Source organism: Kaistella antarctica (assembly GCF_900109615.1).
GTDB classification, from domain to species: Bacteria; Bacteroidota; Bacteroidia; order Flavobacteriales; family Weeksellaceae; genus Kaistella; species Kaistella antarctica.
The window spans coordinates 131,272-151,917 of sequence record NZ_FOIX01000004.1 but is presented as its reverse complement, the minus strand read 5'-3'; the positions used below and the strand labels follow the sequence as shown (position 1 = coordinate 151,917).

Annotated in this window: 12 protein-coding genes; 9 read left to right on the top strand and 3 right to left on the bottom strand. The window is 37.7% G+C overall.

All coding sequences use genetic code 11. The features are described from left to right. Positions 1 to 18 precede the first annotated feature (18 nt). On the bottom strand, positions 19 to 228 hold the full coding sequence (locus BMX49_RS12340) for a hypothetical protein (protein ID WP_034719662.1): 210 nt from the start codon (positions 226 to 228) through the stop codon (positions 19 to 21). A 486-nt stretch (positions 229 to 714) separates the two neighbouring features. Between BMX49_RS12340 and BMX49_RS12335 the strand changes: the two genes are divergently transcribed. From BMX49_RS12335 to BMX49_RS14625, 3 genes are all read left to right on the top strand, one after another. Further along, complete coding sequence (locus BMX49_RS12335) at positions 715 to 1,092, top strand: hypothetical protein (RefSeq protein WP_034719664.1); 378 nt, start codon at positions 715 to 717, stop codon at positions 1,090 to 1,092. 156 nt (positions 1,093 to 1,248) lie between these two features. Beyond that, a complete protein-coding gene (locus BMX49_RS12330) occupies positions 1,249 to 9,933 on the top strand; it encodes a glycoside hydrolase family 94 protein (protein ID WP_034719666.1) in 8,685 nt (2,894 codons plus the stop codon). 141 nt (positions 9,934 to 10,074) lie between these two features. Next, complete coding sequence (locus BMX49_RS14625) at positions 10,075 to 10,230, top strand: LPXTG cell wall anchor domain-containing protein (protein ID WP_126337143.1); 156 nt, start codon at positions 10,075 to 10,077, stop codon at positions 10,228 to 10,230. An 82-nt stretch (positions 10,231 to 10,312) separates the two neighbouring features. Here the strand turns inward: BMX49_RS14625 and BMX49_RS12325 are convergent, their stop codons facing one another. Both BMX49_RS12325 and BMX49_RS12320 read right to left on the bottom strand, forming a co-directional pair. Next, positions 10,313 to 11,383, bottom strand: a complete 1,071-nt coding sequence (locus tag BMX49_RS12325; protein ID WP_034719669.1) for a response regulator — start codon at positions 11,381 to 11,383, stop codon at positions 10,313 to 10,315. After that, positions 11,380 to 12,966, bottom strand: coding sequence for a sensor histidine kinase (locus tag BMX49_RS12320; protein ID WP_170166238.1), 1,587 nt, complete (start codon positions 12,964 to 12,966; stop codon positions 11,380 to 11,382). Before BMX49_RS12320 ends, BMX49_RS12325 begins: the two co-directional genes overlap by 4 nt. 334 nt (positions 12,967 to 13,300) lie before the next feature. Between BMX49_RS12320 and BMX49_RS12315 the strand changes: the two genes are divergently transcribed. The 6 genes from BMX49_RS12315 (at position 13,301) to BMX49_RS12290 (ending at position 20,642) form a co-directional block, all read left to right on the top strand. After that, positions 13,301 to 13,735, top strand: coding sequence for a PA2169 family four-helix-bundle protein (locus BMX49_RS12315; protein WP_034719672.1), 435 nt, complete (start codon positions 13,301 to 13,303; stop codon positions 13,733 to 13,735). 40 nt (positions 13,736 to 13,775) lie between these two features. After that, a complete protein-coding gene (locus BMX49_RS12310) occupies positions 13,776 to 14,861 on the top strand; it encodes an alpha/beta fold hydrolase (RefSeq protein ID WP_198412581.1) in 1,086 nt (361 codons plus the stop codon). Between the two features lie 456 nt (positions 14,862 to 15,317). Beyond that, positions 15,318 to 15,770 (top strand): type VI secretion system contractile sheath small subunit, encoded by a 453-nt coding sequence (locus BMX49_RS12305; protein ID WP_034719675.1) that lies wholly within the window; start codon positions 15,318 to 15,320, stop codon positions 15,768 to 15,770. 6 nt (positions 15,771 to 15,776) lie between these two features. Next, positions 15,777 to 17,138: a DUF5458 family protein gene (locus BMX49_RS12300; protein WP_034719677.1), complete on the top strand. Its 1,362-nt coding sequence runs from the start codon at positions 15,777 to 15,779 to the stop codon at positions 17,136 to 17,138. A gap of 111 nt (positions 17,139 to 17,249) precedes the next feature. Next, positions 17,250 to 19,733: an ATP-dependent Clp protease ATP-binding subunit gene (locus BMX49_RS12295; protein WP_034719680.1), complete on the top strand. Its 2,484-nt coding sequence runs from the start codon at positions 17,250 to 17,252 to the stop codon at positions 19,731 to 19,733. A 24-nt stretch (positions 19,734 to 19,757) separates the two neighbouring features. Next, a complete protein-coding gene (locus BMX49_RS12290; protein WP_051803739.1) occupies positions 19,758 to 20,642 on the top strand; it encodes a lytic transglycosylase domain-containing protein in 885 nt (294 codons plus the stop codon). Positions 20,643 to 20,646 lie beyond the last annotated feature (4 nt).

Sequence of the window (20,646 nt, the reverse complement as noted above, 5' to 3'; positions counted from 1 at the left end):
TTTCCTACGAATAGATTACTAACGGTACACTCCGGCAACACCAGTCTCAGTTGGCATCTTATGTTGTGGAATCACCATTACGTTGCCGCCCATTTTAGTAACCATTTCTCCCAAATCATCCAGTAAGTCATCGATCTTATGATTACCTAAGTCACCTTTTTCAATGGTTCCCGCATCACCCGTTATTTTGACAGCAAACTTTATTGATGAAATTACTTCCGAGTTCATTTCCCTTCGCCTGTTGGAAGTGATCACAAGCTTTGTCGATGATTTCATTCATAGCAAGGCTCCATAATTTACCAGGCACTTGTCACCAAGTCATCTGCGTTAACAGATTTTTAGATTTACATCACTGCTATTGGGAAGCAACATAAGATTGTTACTTAAGACTTTGATTTATTAGTGATTAAAAAATTAATTTTCTATTACTTCAAACATAGCCTTAATCTTATTAAATCAAAATGACCACCGTCAGTCCGCGGATAATTCATTTTTTTGAGGATGGTCGAATAGTAATGTCTGAGAATTACGATGCAACTGACTAAGATCATTTGAAATGCGATCAGTTCAATATATCTTTGAAAATAGTGAAATTCTAAAGATAACTCGTGATTGTCCTATCATTTGATTTAAAACAGAAAAGAATACACAAGATGAAATTAGACCTCCTAAAAATTAGTGGAAAAAAAAGGCTTGATCTAAGCAGATGAAATCATGGAAAAACCATTTTTAAACAGCGATAATATGGAGTTTGAACACCAGCGATGGAAAGGTGAAATCTCTTTTTGGAAAAACGAACTCGAATCATTCAACAGTAAACTTAGCGAATTGATAACCCGGTGGGCAGATAAGGAAGAACTAGCAGAAGTTGGGTATTATCAAAAACAATTTATTTATCATGGCGGAGTCATCGAGGATTTGCTGGAATCCATTGAGCAAAAGGAAATGCGCATATCATCGCTTAATAACTCAAATGATCTAAGAGAGAATTCAGTTTTATCTGAAAAGCATATTGAGTTACGGAATCGCATGGAAACCCAAAGAGACGTATACGCCGAGCTCAAAAAAAATATTTTCAGGTTTCTGGAGTAAGATTATTGCTTTCAATAATCCCTGCCATCAAGTACGAATCTAATTTCCGATTTAAAATACAACGAACCTTTTGACTTGAATCGAACGACACTATATAAACTATCAAATAAATATTAGTAATTCTTTCATCCAGAAACATTTTATAAATTAAATATAATGATTAAAAAAACTACCGTTTTCGAAATGCTATCTCGGATGCGTGACTATTTTCAAAAGAGCAACTCTTTTTCAAATATGACGTCGGAAGATCCGATACGTTCCGAATTATATAATTTTAATCAAATGAAAACGCACGCTGGCACCGTGGCGCGTTCTCATCAATTGCTAAAAGGCAAACGAAAAGACCAACTCTTACAAAGGCTAGATGATAACCAGAAAATCTTAGTGGAAGTAAGGGATTTGCTGGTAGAAAGTATTCGGGCAGGTCACTCGGTTACGCCTGCGGCCGAATGGCTGTTGGATAATTTCTATTTGATAGAAGAACAAATCGTTACCGTTAGAAAACATTTCCCCAAAAAATACAGTGAAGGCTTGCCCTATTTGGCCAACGGGAATTCTGAGAGTATGCCTCGTGTTTATGACCTTGTTCTAGAAATAATTTCGCACAGTGATGGCCGCATTGATTCGGGCGGTTTAACTGCTTATACTTTAGCCTATCAATCAGAAAAAACGTTGACTTTAGGGGAGTTGTGGGCAATTCCCATCATGATGAAACTCGCCATTATCGAAAACCTTAGAAGGATTGCTGAAAAAACAGCGGTTGATATGATTGATAATAATATTGCCGTGTACTGGAGCGAGCAAATCATCGAAACAGTGAGCGAGGATCCGGCGGATTTAATGTTGATCATTGCTGATATGGCTCGAGCGAATGTGATTTTTAATAGTGCTTTTGTGGCGAAGTTTACGCGCAAACTTCAAGGTAAAGGTCCCGCTTTTGCGCTTCCCTTGAGTTGGTTAGAGCAAAGATTGTCTAAAGACGGATTAAATGGAAAGGATTTGATCTGGAATGAAAACCAAAAACAAGCTGCTGATCAAGTCTCTGTTAAAAATTCTATTGAAACTTTAAGATTTAGTGGCACCAATGACTGGCGGAAATTCGTTGAGACCTGTAGTATCGTAGAGCAAATTTTAAAGAAAGATATCACCAACACGTATTCTAAATTAGATTTTGCCACGCGTGATCGATATCGACACGTCATCGAAACGATTGCCCTGCACAGCCCACTCTCCGAAGCTGAAATTGCAGAAAAAGCGGTTGACTTATCTAAAGAATCCAGTTCTTCCGGTGATCCAAGAAGACAGTATGTTGGCTATTATTTGATTGATAAAGGTTTCGATCAATTAAAGAAAGTTTCGCAGACTCGCTTTAATGCTAAGCAAAGTTTGACCAGTTTCCTGGCGAAAAATCCAGTTTTTATTTACTTGACTTTGATTTCAATTTTTACTTTATCAATCGCTTTTCTACTGTTCTCGGTAGCCTCAGCGACAGGAGTTTTTAGTTGGAAATTTCTTGCTTTGATGGTTCTGCTATCTCTTGCTGGCGGTGCTCATCTGGCAATTTCTTTCTCCAACTGGCTTGCCACAATTTGGGTTACCCCTAAAATTTTACCAAGGCTAGATTTTTCAAAAGGAATCCCTGCCGAATATCGTACGCTCGTCACGATTCCCACCATGCTCTCCAGCAAAAAGGGAATTGAAGAAGATGTTGAAGCGCTCGAAATACGATTTTTAGCCAACCGTGAAAAGCACTTACACTTCAGTCTCTTAACCGATTTTACAGATGCGGTGACGGAAATAATGCCGACCGACGATTCATTTCTTGATTTGGTGATTGAAAGCATTCAACACCTCAACGATAAATATTCCCAGACCAGGCAACCAGACCTATTTTACCTTTTCCATCGACCTAGAAAATGGAATCCAAAAGAAGGTAAATGGATCGGCTACGAGCGTAAAAGAGGAAAACTTTCTGCTTTAAATACCTTAATTACAAAAGGGATAACTGCTGATTTTAGCCGGATTATAGGCGACTTTACTATTCTCCAAAATATTAAATATGTCATAACCCTCGATTCTGATACCCAACTTCCGAGAGAGGCAGCCTGGAAATTAATCGCGACGATGGCACATCCTTTAAACTGCGCAGTTTACGACCAAAGTAAAAATAGAGTAGTAGAAGGTTACGGAATTTTACAACCGAGAATTGCGTCCAATTTTCCTAAAGATAAAACTTCATTATACCTCCGTTTACAAGGAGATATGAACGGGATCGATCCTTATACCCGCGCTTCTTCCGATGTTTATCAAGACCTTTTTAGAGAAGGATCTTTTATCGGAAAAGGAATTTATGCGGTGGATATTTTTGAAAAAGTTTTAGGTGATCGTTTTCCCGAAAACCGAATCCTTAGCCATGATTTATTGGAGGGAAGTTATGTGCGGTCTGGCTTACTGAGCGATGTTGTTTTGTATGAAGATGATCCGTCGAATTATGAGGCTGATGTAAAAAGGCAGCATCGCTGGATCAGAGGTGACTGGCAAATAGCCGCCTGGATTTTACCCTTTGTCAAAAATAAATCTGGCAAGCTCGTCCGTAATAAACTGTCTCTTCTCGCTCGTTGGAAAATAACTGACAATCTGCGTAGAAGTTTACTGCCGATATCTTTATTATCAATTCTAATTCTGGGGTGGTCGGTTTTACCTCATCCCTGGTTTTGGACTTTGGCTGTTACGCTAATTATTTCCTTGCCTGTAATGGCGGCAGCATTTCTGCAGCTATTCCGTCGCCCCGAAGATTTGAACTACAAAGCCCATATTTCTGAAGTAGGTAATACGGTAAAGGAAGTGCTGCTGCGTTTTATGTTTGGTCTTGCAGTCTTGCCTTACGAAGCCTACCGATTTTCAGATGCAATTATAAGAACTACCTGGAGAATGCTTTTCAGTGGTAAAAAATTATTGGAATGGACGCCCTCGGCCGCAGTTTCACCACAGTCAAAAAATAGTATTTCCTACTTGTTTCAAAAAATGTGGATTGGCCCTGCGCTGGCCTTAATTTGTTTATTTTCATTAATTTACGGAAACGCACCCGCCCTATTTGTGGCGATTCCTATCCTTATCTTATGGTTTGTTTCACCGGCAATTGCGTGGCGATTGAGTTTGACGGAAAAAGAAGAAGCGCCTGATATTTCAGTACAGGATAAAGTATTTCTACACAAAGCAGCCCGAAAAACCTGGGGCTTTTTTGAACTGTTTGTGAACGAAACTGAGAATTGGCTACCACCTGATAATTATCAAAATCACCCACATCCGATTATCGCTCACCGTACGTCTCCCACGAATATTGGCTTGTATTTGCTGGCGAATCTTACCGCGTACGATTTCGGATATATTACCATGAAGGAAGTTCTTTTAAGGTCAAGTAATACGCTTAAAACTTTAAATAAAATGGATCGCTTCAAAGGCCACTTTTATAACTGGTATGATACGCGTGACTTGTCAATCCTTAGACCTGCGTATGTTTCAACCGTGGATAGTGGAAACTTGGTTGGGCATCTTTTAATTTTACGTCAAGGGATTTTAGCCTTTAAAACAAACGCTCTTTTCAATGTGGAAACCTTTAATGGTCTGCAAGCCACAATTGGAATTATACAGGATTTTTTTAAAGAGGAAAAGAACGAAAATATTGAAAACATAGCGAGTTTACTCCTTGAGGCTGATCGTGAAAAAAATAATTCTTTATCAGGAATCAAAAGAAATTTAGATGATCTGATCGGTTTCACTGACCAATTATTTGGGTTTGATGAAAATGAAGAATCGGGCAAATGGATTCTGAAATTAAAAAATCAAATTGAAAATATTCGTACAGAATTATATTCTCAAATTCCTTGGTTAGCTCTTTTGCCTCTGCCTAAAGCATTTTCAGGTTTATCAAAGTTAGATACCAATCCTTCTTATGTGTCTCTTTTGGAAATGAAAGACGAAGTTCTCGAGCAGATTAATCAGTACAGAGAAGAAACGAAAGACGATGAGGAAGTGGATTGGTTGCTAAAATTAGAAAATTATTTTTTAACTGGTTTAAGTTATATCCCGGCAAAACTTGAACTTTTCGAGCAATTAGCAGAAGAAATGGAGCAATTGAGCATTGTAGATTATCAATTTTTGATGGATAAAGATACCAGTCACCTTTCGATTGGTTACAATGTAGATGAACTCAGGCGCGATGACAGTTTTTACGACATGCTTGCTTCCGAAGCGAGGATGGGTATTTTCGTTGGAATTGCACAAGGATTGCTGCCGCAGGAAAGTTGGTTTTCATTAGGTCGTTTGTTGACCGACTCGAAAGATGGACCAGTCCTATTATCCTGGAGCGGATCGATGTTCGAATATTTAATGCCACAGTTGGTAATGCCGACTTACGAAAATACCTTGCTTCATGCAACCAACATCGCGATGGTAAAAAGGCAAATAGAATATGCTAAAACACGGGATGTTCCTTGGGGAATTTCAGAGTCGGGTTACAATAGTGTCGATGGGAGTCTCAACTACCAATATCAGGCTTTTGGAGTTCCAGGCTTAGGATTAAAGAGAGGTTTAGAGAATGATTTAGTGATTGCGCCCTATGCCAGTATGCTCGGTTTGATGGTGGCTCCAAAAAGTGCAACCTCCAATTTAAAACTTCTGGCTGAAGAAGGTTTTGAGGGAGAATATGGTTTTTACGAAGCCATTGATTACACTAAAACTCGGGTCCCTCGTGGTGAGAAGCATGTGGTGCTTAATTCCTACATGGCGCACCACCAAGGAATGGGCTTTTTATCTTTCGCTTATGTATTATTAAATAAACCGATGCAAAATCGATTTGCGGCGGAACTGCGTTTTCAGGCGACCTTATTATTGTTGCAGGAGCGCATTCCGACCACGTCTATTTTTTATGCTCATACGGCTAAAATTAGTGAGACCAATACAACCGAAGCCGATCCACAGTTAAGAATTGTCGATACTCCAAACACACCAATACCGGAATTACAGTTATTGAGTAACGGAAATTATCAAGTGATGGTTTCCAATTCAGGTGGCGGATACAGCCGCTGGAAAGACATTGCAGTTACCCGCTGGCGAGAAGATGCGATCAAAGATAATTACGGAATTTTCTGTTATATCAAAGATGTAAACAGCGGAAACTTTTGGTCAAATACGTATCAACCTACGCTTCAACCATCGAAAAGTTATGAGGCCGTCTATTCTTTGGGCACGATTGAGTTTTACCGATGGGATTTCGGTTTCGAAACCAAAACCCAAATTGTAGTTTCTCCGGAAGATAATGTAGAAATCAGAAAAATTCAGATTACCAACCGCTCACAAGTTGAAAAGACGCTGGAAATTACCAGTTATACAGAACTCGTTTTGGCAAGCCAGGCTTCTGATGAGGCGCATCCTGCCTTTAGCAATCTATTTGTGCAGACTGAAATTCAGCCAGAGCATCAGGCAATATTTGGAACCAGAAGACCTCGCTCTAAAGATGAATTGCCACCGCATTTTTTCCATTTAGTCGACGCTTATGGCGCGGAAGTAAAAGAAGTTTCCTTTGAAACAGACCGAATGAAATTCATCGGCAGAGGACGAACTTTAGCCAATCCGCAGGCACTGGAAGTTGGTCAATTAGCTGGAAATAAAGGTGCGGTTTTAGATCCAATAATGTCGACTAAATGTCGAATTACCATCAAGCCTTACAGCACGGCGACCATTGATTTGATTTATGGAATTTCAGAAAGTCGCGATGAAAGTACGGCGCTGATGCATAAATACAGAGACAAAAATTTAAAGAGACGTGCCCTTGATCTTTCCTGGACGCACAGTCAGGTTTTATTAAAACAAATTAACGCCAGCGAATCGGAGGCGCAACTTTATGGCAAACTAGCCTCATCTGTTATTTATTCAAACGCTGCCTTACGCGCTCCGGCCGCCATTATTGAAAACAATTTTAGAGGTCAATCTGGCCTTTGGAGTCATTCTGTATCTGGTGATTTACCGATTGTCTTGCTGCAGATTTTTGATATGGATAATCTCGATTTGGTTTCTCAAATGATCAAGGCGCATTCCTATTGGCAACTCAAAGGATTGAATGTAGATTTGGTAATTTGGAATGAAGATCATGGTTCTTACCGACACGAGTTGCAAGATCAAATCTTGGGAATGATTTCAGCGGTTAATACTTTAACAGGTCATGTACCTGGAGAAATATATGTAAAATCAACCGATCAAATATCTTCTGAGGATCGAACTTTATTTGAAAGTGTTGCCAAAATAATCATCAGCGATAGCAATGGATCTTTATCTGATCAGGTTGCTGGACAAATCAGAGAAATTGGCTCCTCACCTTTAATTGAAATTGACGTAAAACCAGTTGAAAAAATTAAAGCGGAAAACTTAGAATTACCTTCAGATCTTAAGTTCTTTAACGGAACGGGTGGTTTTACGACTGAAGGAAAAGAATATAAAATCCTGATCGGCAAGCACTCCACCACGCCAGCACCGTGGGTTAACGTGATTGCGAATCCGACCCTTGGAACAGTCGTTTCAGAAAGTGGCTCGGCCTATACTTGGGCGGTGAATGCGCATGAATACCGCATAACTCCTTGGCATAATGATCCCGTGCTAGATTTAAGTGGGGAAGCATTTTATCTGCGTGATGAAGAAACCGGAATGTTTTGGTCGCCGGCGCCCTTTCCGGTAAAAAGTGATTCTAATTTTATCGCGACTCACGGATTTGGTTATACGAAATACGACCATATTGAGAACGGCATATCTTCGGAAATGAAAGTCTTTGTGGACAAAGAAGCACCCATTAAATTTGTCGTGCTTACCCTTAAAAATAAAACAGACCGATTGAGAAAACTATCTTCCACTGGTTATCTTGAAATCGTCTTGGGCAATGTCCGCTCCAAAACGAATATGCATATTTTGTCGGAATACGACGTAGAAAACGGAGCCTTGCTCTTTAGAAATAGATACAATGATGCTTTTGCTGATCGGGTAGCCTTTTTCAAAATCATCGGAGCTGGGAAGTATAGTTATACGACTGACCGCGCTAAGTTCTTAGGCAGAAATAAAACATTGGCTAATCCAGAAGCGATGCTGCGTCAGGATTTGCGAGGAAGAGTAGGTGCCGGACACGACACGTGCGCTGGTTTACAAGGCAAATTTAATTTACTTCCGGGAGAAGAAAGGGAAATTGTTTTCCTAATTGGAAGTGGAGAAAACACTGCCCAAGCGATAGAGTTGATTCAGACATTTTCAGATTTAGATGAGGTGCAGGTATCGTTTGATTTGGTAAAAACATACTGGAATGATTTGGTTCAAACAGTACAGGTCGAAACTCCAGATGAAGCACTGAATCTTCTGGCGAATGGCTGGCTCACCTACCAAACGATTGTCTCCAGGTTATTTGGTAGAAGTGGCTTTTATCAGTCGGGCGGTGCATTTGGTTTCAGAGATCAGATTCAGGATGTTCTTTCTTTACTGAATACAAAACCTGAATTCGCACGGGAGCAAATTCTCTTAAATTCTTCTCGACAGTTTAAAGAAGGCGATGTTCAGCATTGGTGGCACCCGCCAGAAGGCCGTGGAGTTCGAACCAATTGTTCCGATGATCTTTTGTGGTTACCGTTTGTCCTTTACAAATATTTAAATGTGACGGGCGATGTAGAAATTTTGAAAGAGCAAACAGGATTTTTAGAATCCAGATTGCTGCATGAAGGAGAAGATTCCCTTTATGATTTGCCGATGAATGGACATGCAAGTGCAGATTTGTACCAACATTGTGTGCTCGCCATCAAACATAGTCTGCGTTTCGGGGAACACGGTTTACCATTAATGGGTTCGGGTGACTGGAATGACGGGATGGATCAGGTCGGAAATAAAGGAAAAGGCGAAAGCGTTTGGCTGGCGTTTTTTCTATTTGATATTCTTACGAATTTTGAAAACGTGGCTCTTGAATACGGCGATGTTGAATTTGCCAAGACTTGTCAAGAAGAGGCCATTCAGTTACAATCCAACATTGAAAAAAATGCGTGGGATGGCGAATGGTATAAGCGCGCTTGGTTTGATGATGGAACGCCGCTTGGCTCGAAAATTAATGAAGAATGCAGCATTGATGCCATTTCCCAAAGTTGGTCGGTCTTAACGAATGCCGCACCGGAAGCTAGAAGAAATCAGGCGATGAATTCTTTAAACAAATATCTGGTGAAAAGAGATGTGAAAATCATTCAGGTTCTTGATCCACCGTTTGACAAATCTGATTTGAATCCAGGTTATATTAAAGGCTATGTTCCAGGCGTGCGAGAAAATGGCGGACAATATTCTCACGCGGCGATTTGGACGCTGATGGCATTTGCTGCCCTTGGAGATCGGAAAACTGCGTATGAACTTTTTAGTCTGGTGCAACCTATTAATCATGCTTTAGATCAGGATGATGTAGAAATTTACAAAGTTGAACCTTATGTGATGGCTGCTGATGTTTACGCTAATGAAACCCATCGTGGTCGCGGTGGCTGGACTTGGTACACGGGTTCTTCGGGTTGGATGAACCAGTTTATTATCGGCTCGTTGCTGGGCATGGAAATCATGGTTGATCAAATTAAATTGACGCCGTGTTTCCCGGAAGAATGGCCTTCAGTAACGATTAAATACCGTTTCAAAACAGCGACTTATATCATCACCGTTTATCAGGAAAACGATATTGAAAATTCTTGGTGGAAAATGGATAATGAAAAAGGAAAAGGAAATATTTTCTCATTATTGGATGATGGAAAGCATCATGAGGTGGAGGTTCATGTTTTAATTTAAAGAATAAGGGCGAGTTTTTTTAAGAATGAAAATTCGTCCATTATTCTATCTTTTTAAATCTACTAATGACTTGCGTCATTGGTAGGAAGGCTTTTTTTAGCGACCTTTATAAAAGAATAAATAATATAAAATAAAAATAATATGAAAAAGTGTACCGGAAATTCAATGATTACAATTGTAGCAGTTGGTTTGTTGAGCGCAGGACTCGCCTTACTTTTTGCCCCTTACAAAGGAAAAAAATGCAGAAAGAAATTGAAGTCAGCGCTGAAATGCAATTGCAAAGTAGGAAGTAATTAATCAGTAAAATGCCAAAATTATTTTCTTAGGAAACATTTAGAGCAGACAAAAAAGCATTAGATCTATAAAGATGTTCAGGTTTTTATCCAAACATAACAATATGATCTAATGCTTTTTTGTCTTCAATTATAATTTTTCTTTCTGGGCCATAACTGATGATTCCTTCTTCGTTAAATTGAGTCAGCATCCGAATGGCGGTTTCAGTAGCGGTACCGATCAAACTGGCAAAATCTTCTCTGGAAATTCCAATTCCAGGATCTTCCTCGGATACTAAAATTTCTTGATGGTGAATTTCTAGCAGTGCTTTAGCAACGCGTTGTCTTACGGTTGCATACGCAACGTTGACGATCTGGTCTTGGGCTTCTACCAAATTATTAGAAATTAAACTCATGAATTTATTGGCCACTATTCGGTTTTCCTGTACAAGTTTTGTAAAGTGAATTTTTGGAATTTCAAAAACTACGGCATCTTCGAGCACAGACGCAGATTCAGTGTAAGTTCCAGTCTCAGACAATAGCGATAACTGCCCGACAAAATCCCCTGCGCTGCACAAACCCGTCACAAATTCTTTTCCTTTTTCAGTGGTTTTAAATGTTTTTATTACACCACTTTCGATATAATATAAATGATTTGCGGTTTCTCCTTCTCTGAAGATTTCCTCTTTCTTTTCGAATGTTGTCGAAGGGTAGTCGCTGGAAATGTGATCTAGATCCAAATATTTTACAGCAGCGTCCATGAATTGCGAAACGCCATAAATAGATTGTGAAAATTCTTCTTTTAAAAAATCATACTTTTTTAAGCGACTTTCTATGGCTTCTAATAATTCTTGATCAGTAAAGGGTTTGGTTAAATAATCATCTGCGCCTAAGTTCATGCCTTTTCGCAAATCCGTCCTTTCAGTTTTAGCCGTGAGAAAAATAAAGGGAATACTTGAAGTTTCTGGGTGATTGTTGAGTTCTTCCAATACTTCATAACCGTCTAGGACCGGCATCATAATATCGCAGATAATTACATCGGGAAGTAATTCCGTTGCCAGTTCGACGCCTATTTTTCCATTTTCGGCAGTCGTCACTTCAAAACCTTCGAGTTCTAAAATATCAGCGGTATTGTCCCGAACATCCTGATTATCCTCGATCACTAGTATTTTTTTCATTGTTTGTTTTGTATTGGTAGTGAGACCCAAACAGTTGTTCCGCTGTCGATTTCACTTTTAAATTGAATGGTTCCGTCCATAAGTTCAGTATATTGTTTCACGATATTTAAACCTAAGCCGGTGCCTTCAATATTTGCCGCATTTTTCGCTCTGAAAAAACGTAGGAATAAATGCTTTTGTTCTTCCAGTGGAATTCCGATTCCAGGATCGGTTATTTCGATGACTGCATTTTCTTCGTCTTTTGAAATATGTAAATTGATAATTGATTCTTCCGGCGAATATTTTATAGCATTAGATAAAAGATTGTTTAGAATATGATTAAGTAATTTCACATCTAACTGCACAAAAAGGTCAACACTTAAACTAGAGACGTTGATGATTTGACCTTTTTTCAAATTCATATTGATCTCTTTCACCAATTTTTCCGAATAGGAAACCAAATCGAATCGCTCGGGAATTGCCACTAATTTTCCTTCCTCCAGTTTGCTTAGGGAAAGAAAATCGTTGAGAATTACTGTGAGATTGTTTACATTTCTTTCGATCTGAGCCAGATATTTTTCCCTTTTCTCCTCTTTCCCCTGACCATTTTGTTTACCAATTAAAATAGCTGAGGTAAGGATAGCGCTCAGTGGCGTCCTGAATTCGTGGGAGGCCATAGAAATAAAACGGGATTTCAAATCATTCAATTCCTGTTCAGTTTCTAAAGCATTTTGTATGGCAAATTCAATATCTTTCTGCTTAGAAATATCGTTATAAACATGAAGTACATTAGTAATGATATTGTTTTTATCGACCAGTGGCGCGGTGTTTACGGCAAAATATCTTTTTTTATATTTAATCTCAAAAGAAAGGTGCTCGCCTGAAAAAGTTTTTCTTATATTTTCTTTGATCTCTTGTTTTCTTCCTTGGCTAAAGAAAGAAATATCATCCAGTTTCATTCCCTCTTTAAAAATGGCTTTCATTCCCAACTGTGCTAAAGCGTCACCTTCTGCAAACATGACCTGTGCATGTTTATTCATCACGGCGACAAAACCGTTGGGGAAATTTTTCGCAATTTTGGATGCAATATTTTTGTTGGAAATCGCTTCACTTTCTGCCAATTGAGCCAGCCGTATTTGATCTTCTAGATTTAAATTGGAGACTATAAGTTTTTGAACCGTAGCCATAACTTCTTTGGTTCGCTGCTGTACTTTTTGTTCTAATTTTTGCGCGTATTCAGTCAGCTTAATTTCATTCTGTCGTAAAGTTTTATTATTGTAATTGTTTTCTATGGCGATCGTTGCAAGTTGGCTCATCTCTTCAATGAAATCTTTTTCCTCTTTTGAATGTTCCGTAGATGATATATTGCTAATTGTAATTACTCCTAAAATCTTTTCATTAGCAGACATCATGGGAAATATCTTGTATGATTCTAAACCATTTTTATCGTCTACATCATATTCGTTTTTAAGGAAAATATTAATTTTGGAAGCAATGTATTTTGGCAGTTCTGAGCCTGAAAGATGGTTGAAGGTTTTATTCTCTTGATCCAAAAGCGCTATAGACAAAGTTTCTTCCTTAAAATATGCCTCAAGGGTTTTCATAATTTGAACGCAAATTATTTTTATGGGTTTATTCTGGATGATTAAATCTAAAATATCCCTGGTGTTATCTTTAAGAATTTCTTGCATTATTTTTTTGATGGAATCTTTCAATCATTGGATGAAACCACGTTTTCTAAATGTAGCGTTTTTTTACAGATTTAACGATCTCGGAAAACTTTAATTAATAAGGCAGGCTGACCCAGATCATTTGTTTTTAAATCAGATCTTGCTATTTTTGAAGTAGATTGTACTCATCGGGACTTCTCCCTAAAATGGTTGAAGAATTTGATGAAGTAGTTTTTAAAAAAAATTTAATTACCCAAAATAAAAACCAATGGAAAATAAAAAGATCGTAACCTTATTAAATGATTTGCTCACAAAAAACTACGATGCTGAAAAAGGGTATCGAGAAGCTGCTTCGAAAATTGACCTTCATACGCTGAAATCATATTTTAAGGAGCAAGCTGAAATGCGTTTCAGTTTTGGTAAAGATTTGAAACAGTTAGTAACGAAATACGGAGGAGTTCCACATGAAGGAACTACTGAAGGAACTAGTTTTTATCCGACCTGGACTGCACTTATAGATGTTTTTACCAAAGGCGGAAGAGGAATTTACGCCGAATGCATCAGAATCGAAGAAGCCTTCTCTAGCGAATTTGGCGAAATACTTTCGGATAATCTTATTCCGCAGGATATAAAAGAAGTCATCACCAAGCAAAAAAGAGCGATTGATGAAGCGTTGGCTCATCTGAAAATAATGGAAGGATAATTCTGCTAAAGTATTAAATAAAACATTTTAAATAAAAAGGATGAAAACAGAACTGGAATTGAACGAGTTGATCTTAAACCTCAGGAAAAATATCAGAGAAAAAAAGCCAGAGTTGCTGAAGTTCCTTGACGAAATGCCGGTGACGATTCCTTATGAAGAAAATCCGCCAAAACATCTTAAAACATTAGCATCGTTTTACGAATCACTCGTAGCTTTGGTTGAAGAGCATAAAAATGATCCTGCAAAATCAGCCTCAGAAAATTCTTTAAATATACCTCTAACAGAAATTGTAATTATGGAACAAGAAAATTTGTATCAAAACCTTATGACAGAAGTCAACAACACGACTATATCCTATAAAGATGTCGGCAAAGGCGACGTTCCCATCGTATTTCTCCACGGATTTCCCTTTGATAAGTCAATGTGGAAGGGACAAATAGACCGCTTAAAAGATTCGAACCGAGTTATAGCGATTGACCTTCGTGGCTTTGGCAAGTCAACCGATGAAAAATCACCATTAAGCATGGACTTATTTGGCGATGATTTAATTGCGTTCCTGGATAAATTAAATATTGAAAAAGCAATAATTTGCGGATTATCGATGGGCGGTTATATTGCACTTAATGTCATCCAAAGATTCCCTGAGCGCTTTACAGCCTTAGTTTTGTGCGATACACAATGCATTGCCGACAGTGCTGAAGTACGAGAAAAACGAAACGAAACAATTGAGCAAATTAACCAGGAAGGCGCAGATGCGTTTAAGGAGAAATTTGTGACCAGTGTTTTTCATCCTGATTCTTTAGTCTACAAAACAGAATTGGTCGACAGTTTAAGAAATATCGTTTTTGCCAACTCCAACGAAATAATTAGTGCAGGTCTGATGGCTTTGGCAGAGCGCTCCGAAACTTGTTCAACTTTAGAAAAGATCCGGGTACCGACATTGATCATTTGCGGCAGACAAGATGAAGTAACGCCACTTGCCCAGTCTGAATTGATGCACGAACGTATCAGAGGTTCAATTTTGAAAGTCATCGATAATGCGGGACACGTTTCTAATCTGGAACAACCAGATGAGTTTAATAAACATCTTGCGGAATTCGTGAATTCTTTAAATACATCACTTTAATGAGGTTTTTTGCAGCAATTATTTCAACTGCATTGAATTTTAAGTTGACGTAATTAGTCGCATCATTTTAGCTATCTCGATAAATCAAAAAACAGGAATTTTAGTTCCTGTTTTTTTGTACTATATATAAGGAGTAATTGAGGTGTAGAGGATGCAACTTTACACGTAAGAAAATAAACCACTTTAAAAACTCATTATTTTAAAAATAATTTCTCTATGTGAAATCTAAGCGACTATTTATTCCTAAAACACTTTAGACAATCCCCGATGTAGACCCTGATTTATAAAACAGGTATTGAAAAAACTAAATATTGCATTTCAAGAAATTAGCTTCAAAATTTTCGCAATGTTACCCTCAATTTTGATATTTATTATTTTATTTCAAAATCTGCTATTATTAAGAAAAAATAATTATCTTTAAACTTTAAGTAATAACATTCAAAAAATAGTAAGATTATGGCAATGTTTGATTATGGTGTTGGTGGCAGCGAAGTAAAAGTCGACGCTAACGAAGCAATAACACATATACAGGAAAATAGATCTTTAATCGTAAGTAAACTTACGGAAGAAGAACCCTTTGCTCCGGAAATTGTGAAAGGCTTGAAAACAGTAGAAGATGTCTTCAGACATTTTAAACCTTCCGTCGGTGTTCAGCATGAAACTGAAGACGGAACTTTTGTTGACGAAGAGTTTAGATTTAATACCGTTGGTGATTTTACACCAAAAAGCTTAACTCAAAATTCAGAATACCTTAAAAAATTAAGCGTTGAGCAAGAGCAGTACAATAAAATATTGAGACAGTTAAAAAGCAACAAAATTTTGAAAAAGATTTTGACCGACGATGCTACCAGAAATGCGCTCGTAGAAGTTTTAAAAGACGTGGCCGGAGAATTGAAAAACGATAACTAAGTACAGATGGAAAAGAGTAAACAACAAGAAAGTCAAAAAGAACAAAGTCAGCAACAAGGTCATCAACAGCAAAAGCAAAGTTCATTAGATGAATTAAATAAAGTTGGTGGTTTTAATTTTATAGAAACGGTTGTAGATGGCGTTGCCAATATGAATCCGTCTCGGAAAGCACGGAAAGAAATCTTTCTAAACGACAATAATAAGGACACTGAAAGAAAAGATTTACTTCAAAAATTAAATCTCTGGATTTCTCTGCTCGAAAGTGGTGATACTGCGGAAAACATGGCCGAATCTTGCAAAGATAAAGCGTTATCTGCTGAAAAGAATTTAAAGAGTAATCTCAAAAATACTTTAGACAGTGTTCGCGAGATGGAAACCAATTATAGAACGGTCGCGCAATTTTACAAGAATACAGAACTTGATAAAGTAGACAATGTAAGTATCGTAAATGCTTCCATGGATCAGCTGACGGATTTGGATAATCCACTTTTTGTAGAAGCAATCGCAGACGAATTTAAGCAAAATTATGATCGATTAGATCTTCGGGACAGCTATTCAATCCTTGCTTTACCAGGCTATTTAGGCTCCAATAAAGTGGTAGAAAAATGGGCGAAAATTTGTAATGAAAACAAAGTGATGATGGTCACAGATTTCGCAAATTTAGATAAACCCGATGATGTTGTCGATATGTTCCATTCCGCAAATCTTACCGGTGGAGAACTACACAGAAGTAATGTAATTATGACGACCAACTGGTTGGTCGGACGAGGAAGAGCCGAAGAAGTTGGTGAGGAAGATAATGTAGATTTACCACCGTCAACTTCATTGGCAGGTAAAATTCATAGAACTTTGATGTCACAAGTTGCGGCCGGTAAAAAGCATGGTAACATTAATGAAGTAGATGCTGTAAAATTTGATTTAAAGAAAAGCGAAATTTCCCAACTAGAGAAAATGGGCCTAGTTCCTATGGTGAACGAGTACGGGAAAATCATGGCATTCTCTGCTAAAACATTATTTACTGGAGATAACATTGGTCTTCAGACTTATTCCGTAGTTCGCGTTTTTGATTATGTAACGAAAGTACTTTTGGACTTCTTAAACAGAAGAGCTTTTGAAAACTGGACACCAAAAAATGAAGATGATCTTAGAAAACAGATTGTTACGTTTCTAGACGGTATTAAAGGAGCTGATAAATTAATCGAGAAATTTAAAATTGTTCGTTTTGAACAAGATAAAGTGAATAAAGACAGAGTTTGGTTAGATATCAGAATGACCCCGTATTTTCCTACCAAAAGTTTTGTTATAAAACTAGATGGTCACAAAGGTGATGACGGTAATGAGTGGGAATCTGAATACCAGCAGGAATAAAATAGTTGAGCAAACTACTTATAAAAAATGGGACAATTTCATGTGATCTTGTCTTATTTTTTTTAAAATTTTCATGTTTTTAATAAATATCATCTTCAAAAGCTTAATAATATGAGTGTTATAATAACTAATGAAACCGTAAAGGAGGTCATCCATATTGCACAATCCATTGCACGGGAAAACTATAATTCTACTTACGCTGCTTCACATCTTCTGCAGGCTTTGATGCATAAAGACGCAGGGTTGCGGGAATTTCTAACAAGTATTGATAAAGATCCTACTTATATCTATGAATGGGCGGAAGTGCGAATCGAAGAATATGCTAAAACGGGCAACCTTCCTACAGAACCAACTCCGGATGAAAAAATCGATACCATTTTATCAGAAGCTGATGATATCAGAGTAAAATTGGGCCTTGATGATATTTCAGCGATTTGCATTTTAGCCGCGATTACCAAATCAAATATCGCCTACACCTCGCAGGAATTAAAATCTCTGCCTCTACGCGAACATGAAATTCTAAATTATTTTCAGGGCGAAACTCAAAAAGTAGCGTCACAGGAGAATAATCTTCTTTCAGGATTTCAGGATCAAAAATCTTCTTTTCCGGCTATTTCTAGCTATTGCACAGACATGACGCAAATGGCAAGAGATGGAAAATTTGAAACCATCGTTGGACGTGATAAAGAATTACGAATGTTGGTAGAAATTATTTCCAGAAAAACAAAACCAAATGTAATAATTGTTGGAGAGCCAGGTGTGGGAAAAACAGCTTTATTAGAAGGTTTTGCCTCAGAAATAATTAATGGGAATGTCCCAGAATTATTAAAAGAAGCTACTTTATTAGAATTAAATACGGGTTCTTTATTAGCAGGCACTTCTTATAAAGGCGAAATCGAAGACAGGCTTAAAAAGGTGATTACCGAATGTAAGAAGATAAACAAAGCGGTCCTTTTTATTGATGAGATTCATGCGCTTTTAGATCCGAAAGGAAGTGCGGGAAATGTCGCAAATCTTTTAAAACCTGAACTTGCAAGAGGAGAAATCACGGTGATTGGGGCAACGACGCAGGAAGAATACCGAAAAATTATTGAACCTGAACGCGCTTTTGATCGAAGATTTGAAGTTTTATTGGTTGAAGAACCTGATGAAGCGGCGTGTGTGAAAATGATTAAAAAAATATTGGATGGCTATAAGGAACATCACAACGTCGATGTCGATGAAAACAGTTTGGGTGATTGCGTAAAATTGGCAAAAAGATATTCTAAAGGAAAAAAACTGCCAGATTCCGCGATTGATTTATTAGATAGAACCATGGCTTCCATTAAAATGTTGGATGAACTGTCGGAGGGCGAACTCGAAAAATGGAAAGAGAATTATGAGGAAATCATCAAAGAAATACCAGAAGATGATCCTTTATTAGTTGATGAATTACTTTGGAATTTCCAATTGCTTCAAAATAAATTGAGTCCAATTCTTTGGGGTTCCTTATCAGAACAGCACGTTTTAGATAACTCAATGGATGTTACTCAAATTAAAAAGATTATCAATGAAACGTTCGAGGAACTTTTAAAACACGCCGCCGTAAAGCGGGAAAAAGTAGGAACACTCGAACTTGCCGCCGTCATGGCTTCCAAAACTGGGATTCCTATTGGTAAAATTCAGTCTGGTGAAAAAGAGAAACTCATGAACATGGTAGATCTGCTCAAGAAAAGAGTAGTTGGACAAGATCATGCACTTAAAACTTTGGCCGACGCTATTATAGAAAACAGAAGTGGTCTTAATAAACCTGGCCAGCCAATTGGTTCCTTTTTCTTACTTGGACCAACTGGAACGGGGAAAACAGAACTGGCAAAATCGATGGCAGAATTGCTTTTCAATGATGAAAAATCAATGATCAGATTTGACATGTCAGAATTTAAAGAAGAACATTCTGCTGCTTTATTATATGGCGCGCCTCCCGGATATGTTGGTTATGAAGAAGGTGGAATGTTGGTCAATAAAATTCGTCAACAACCTTATGCGGTGGTTTTATTTGATGAAATTGAAAAAGCCCACAGTTCTATTTTCGATGTTTTTCTTCAAATAATGGATGAAGGAAAAATACATGATAAATTAGGAAAAGAAGGGGATTTCAGTAACTCCTTAATTCTTTTTACTTCAAATATTGGCAGTGAAGAAATTGTAGAACATTTTGAGAAGAACGAAATCCCAGGGATCAAATCGTTGTTGAAAATTATGACCGATTCAGGTCGGTTTCGTCCAGAGTTTTTAGCCAGAATTACGGAGATTATTCCGTTCTCCCCAATCACCGAAGCAATGGCGGAAAACATTTTTAAAATTCAGCTTAAACCTTTAAGAAATGCACTGCAGCGATTGGGAATGACTTTCGAAATTAGCGATGCTGCGGTTAAAGAATTGGCTTTAAATGGTTTTAGTAGTAAATATGGCGCAAGACAAATCACGGGTGTGATCCGTTCTCAAATTGCGAGACCTATATCTAAGCGGATTGTGCGCGAAGAAGTAAAAGCAGGAGAGAATATCAAGGTGGACTGGGACGCCGAAATAAATGAGTTAATTTGGAGCGTCAACTAACTTAAAATTTTTATTAGAACTATTTTGAAACAACTTTTTGTTAAATATTGTATTTTCTTTTTTGCTATAATTTTTTCTCAAAATTTCGTTGCACAACGTTTGACGGCGACTGACACTTCGGAGAAAAGCGTTCGGCGATATCAAAATGTGATCAATAATAATAAGCAGTTGGTCCGTTTTATAGAATATAGTTTTACCCAAAGAGGCATTCCGAAACATATGCGAAATCTGGCAATTATAGAATCTAATCTAGATAAAAGTCAGATTTCTGCCGCAGGTGCCTCAGGGATTTGGCAATTTATGATCGGACACGCAAATGATTATGGGCTAACCGAAAGCAACCGCGCAGATATGTATAAAAGTACAAAAGCGGTTACCAACTCGCTCATCAACCTGTACAATAAATATAAGAATTGGGTTACAGTAGTGGCAGCCTACAATTGTGGGGAAGGAAATGTAAATAAAGCGATGCAGAGAGCGGGCTCAAAAAATTACACCGACTTTAATTCGTTCTTGCCAGTAGAAACGCAAAATCATGTTCAAAAATATTTAAACGCCTGTTATGCAACCGGAGAATTGAACGCTGTTTTGCAGGATTATTACAAAACGTCTTTTAAAGTAAAAGAAACGACTAGTAAACCAACGGTTGATGTTAAAAAGTTTAAAGAAAACACGCTGAAGAATCGCGCTAAAATTGATTTACTTGAGACGACGATTAATGGAGCTTACCGTTTAGATGTCATTTTAAAATATTTAAAAGTTGAAAGAATTCAATTTTTAAAATGGAATCCGGAAATGGAGAAAAACCTTATTCAGAAGGGCGAAACCATTTTAGTTTTACCACGAAATTTGATGGATATTTTCACCATTAACAAATATAAAATTCTAACGGAATCCCTTAAAAAGTAATAGA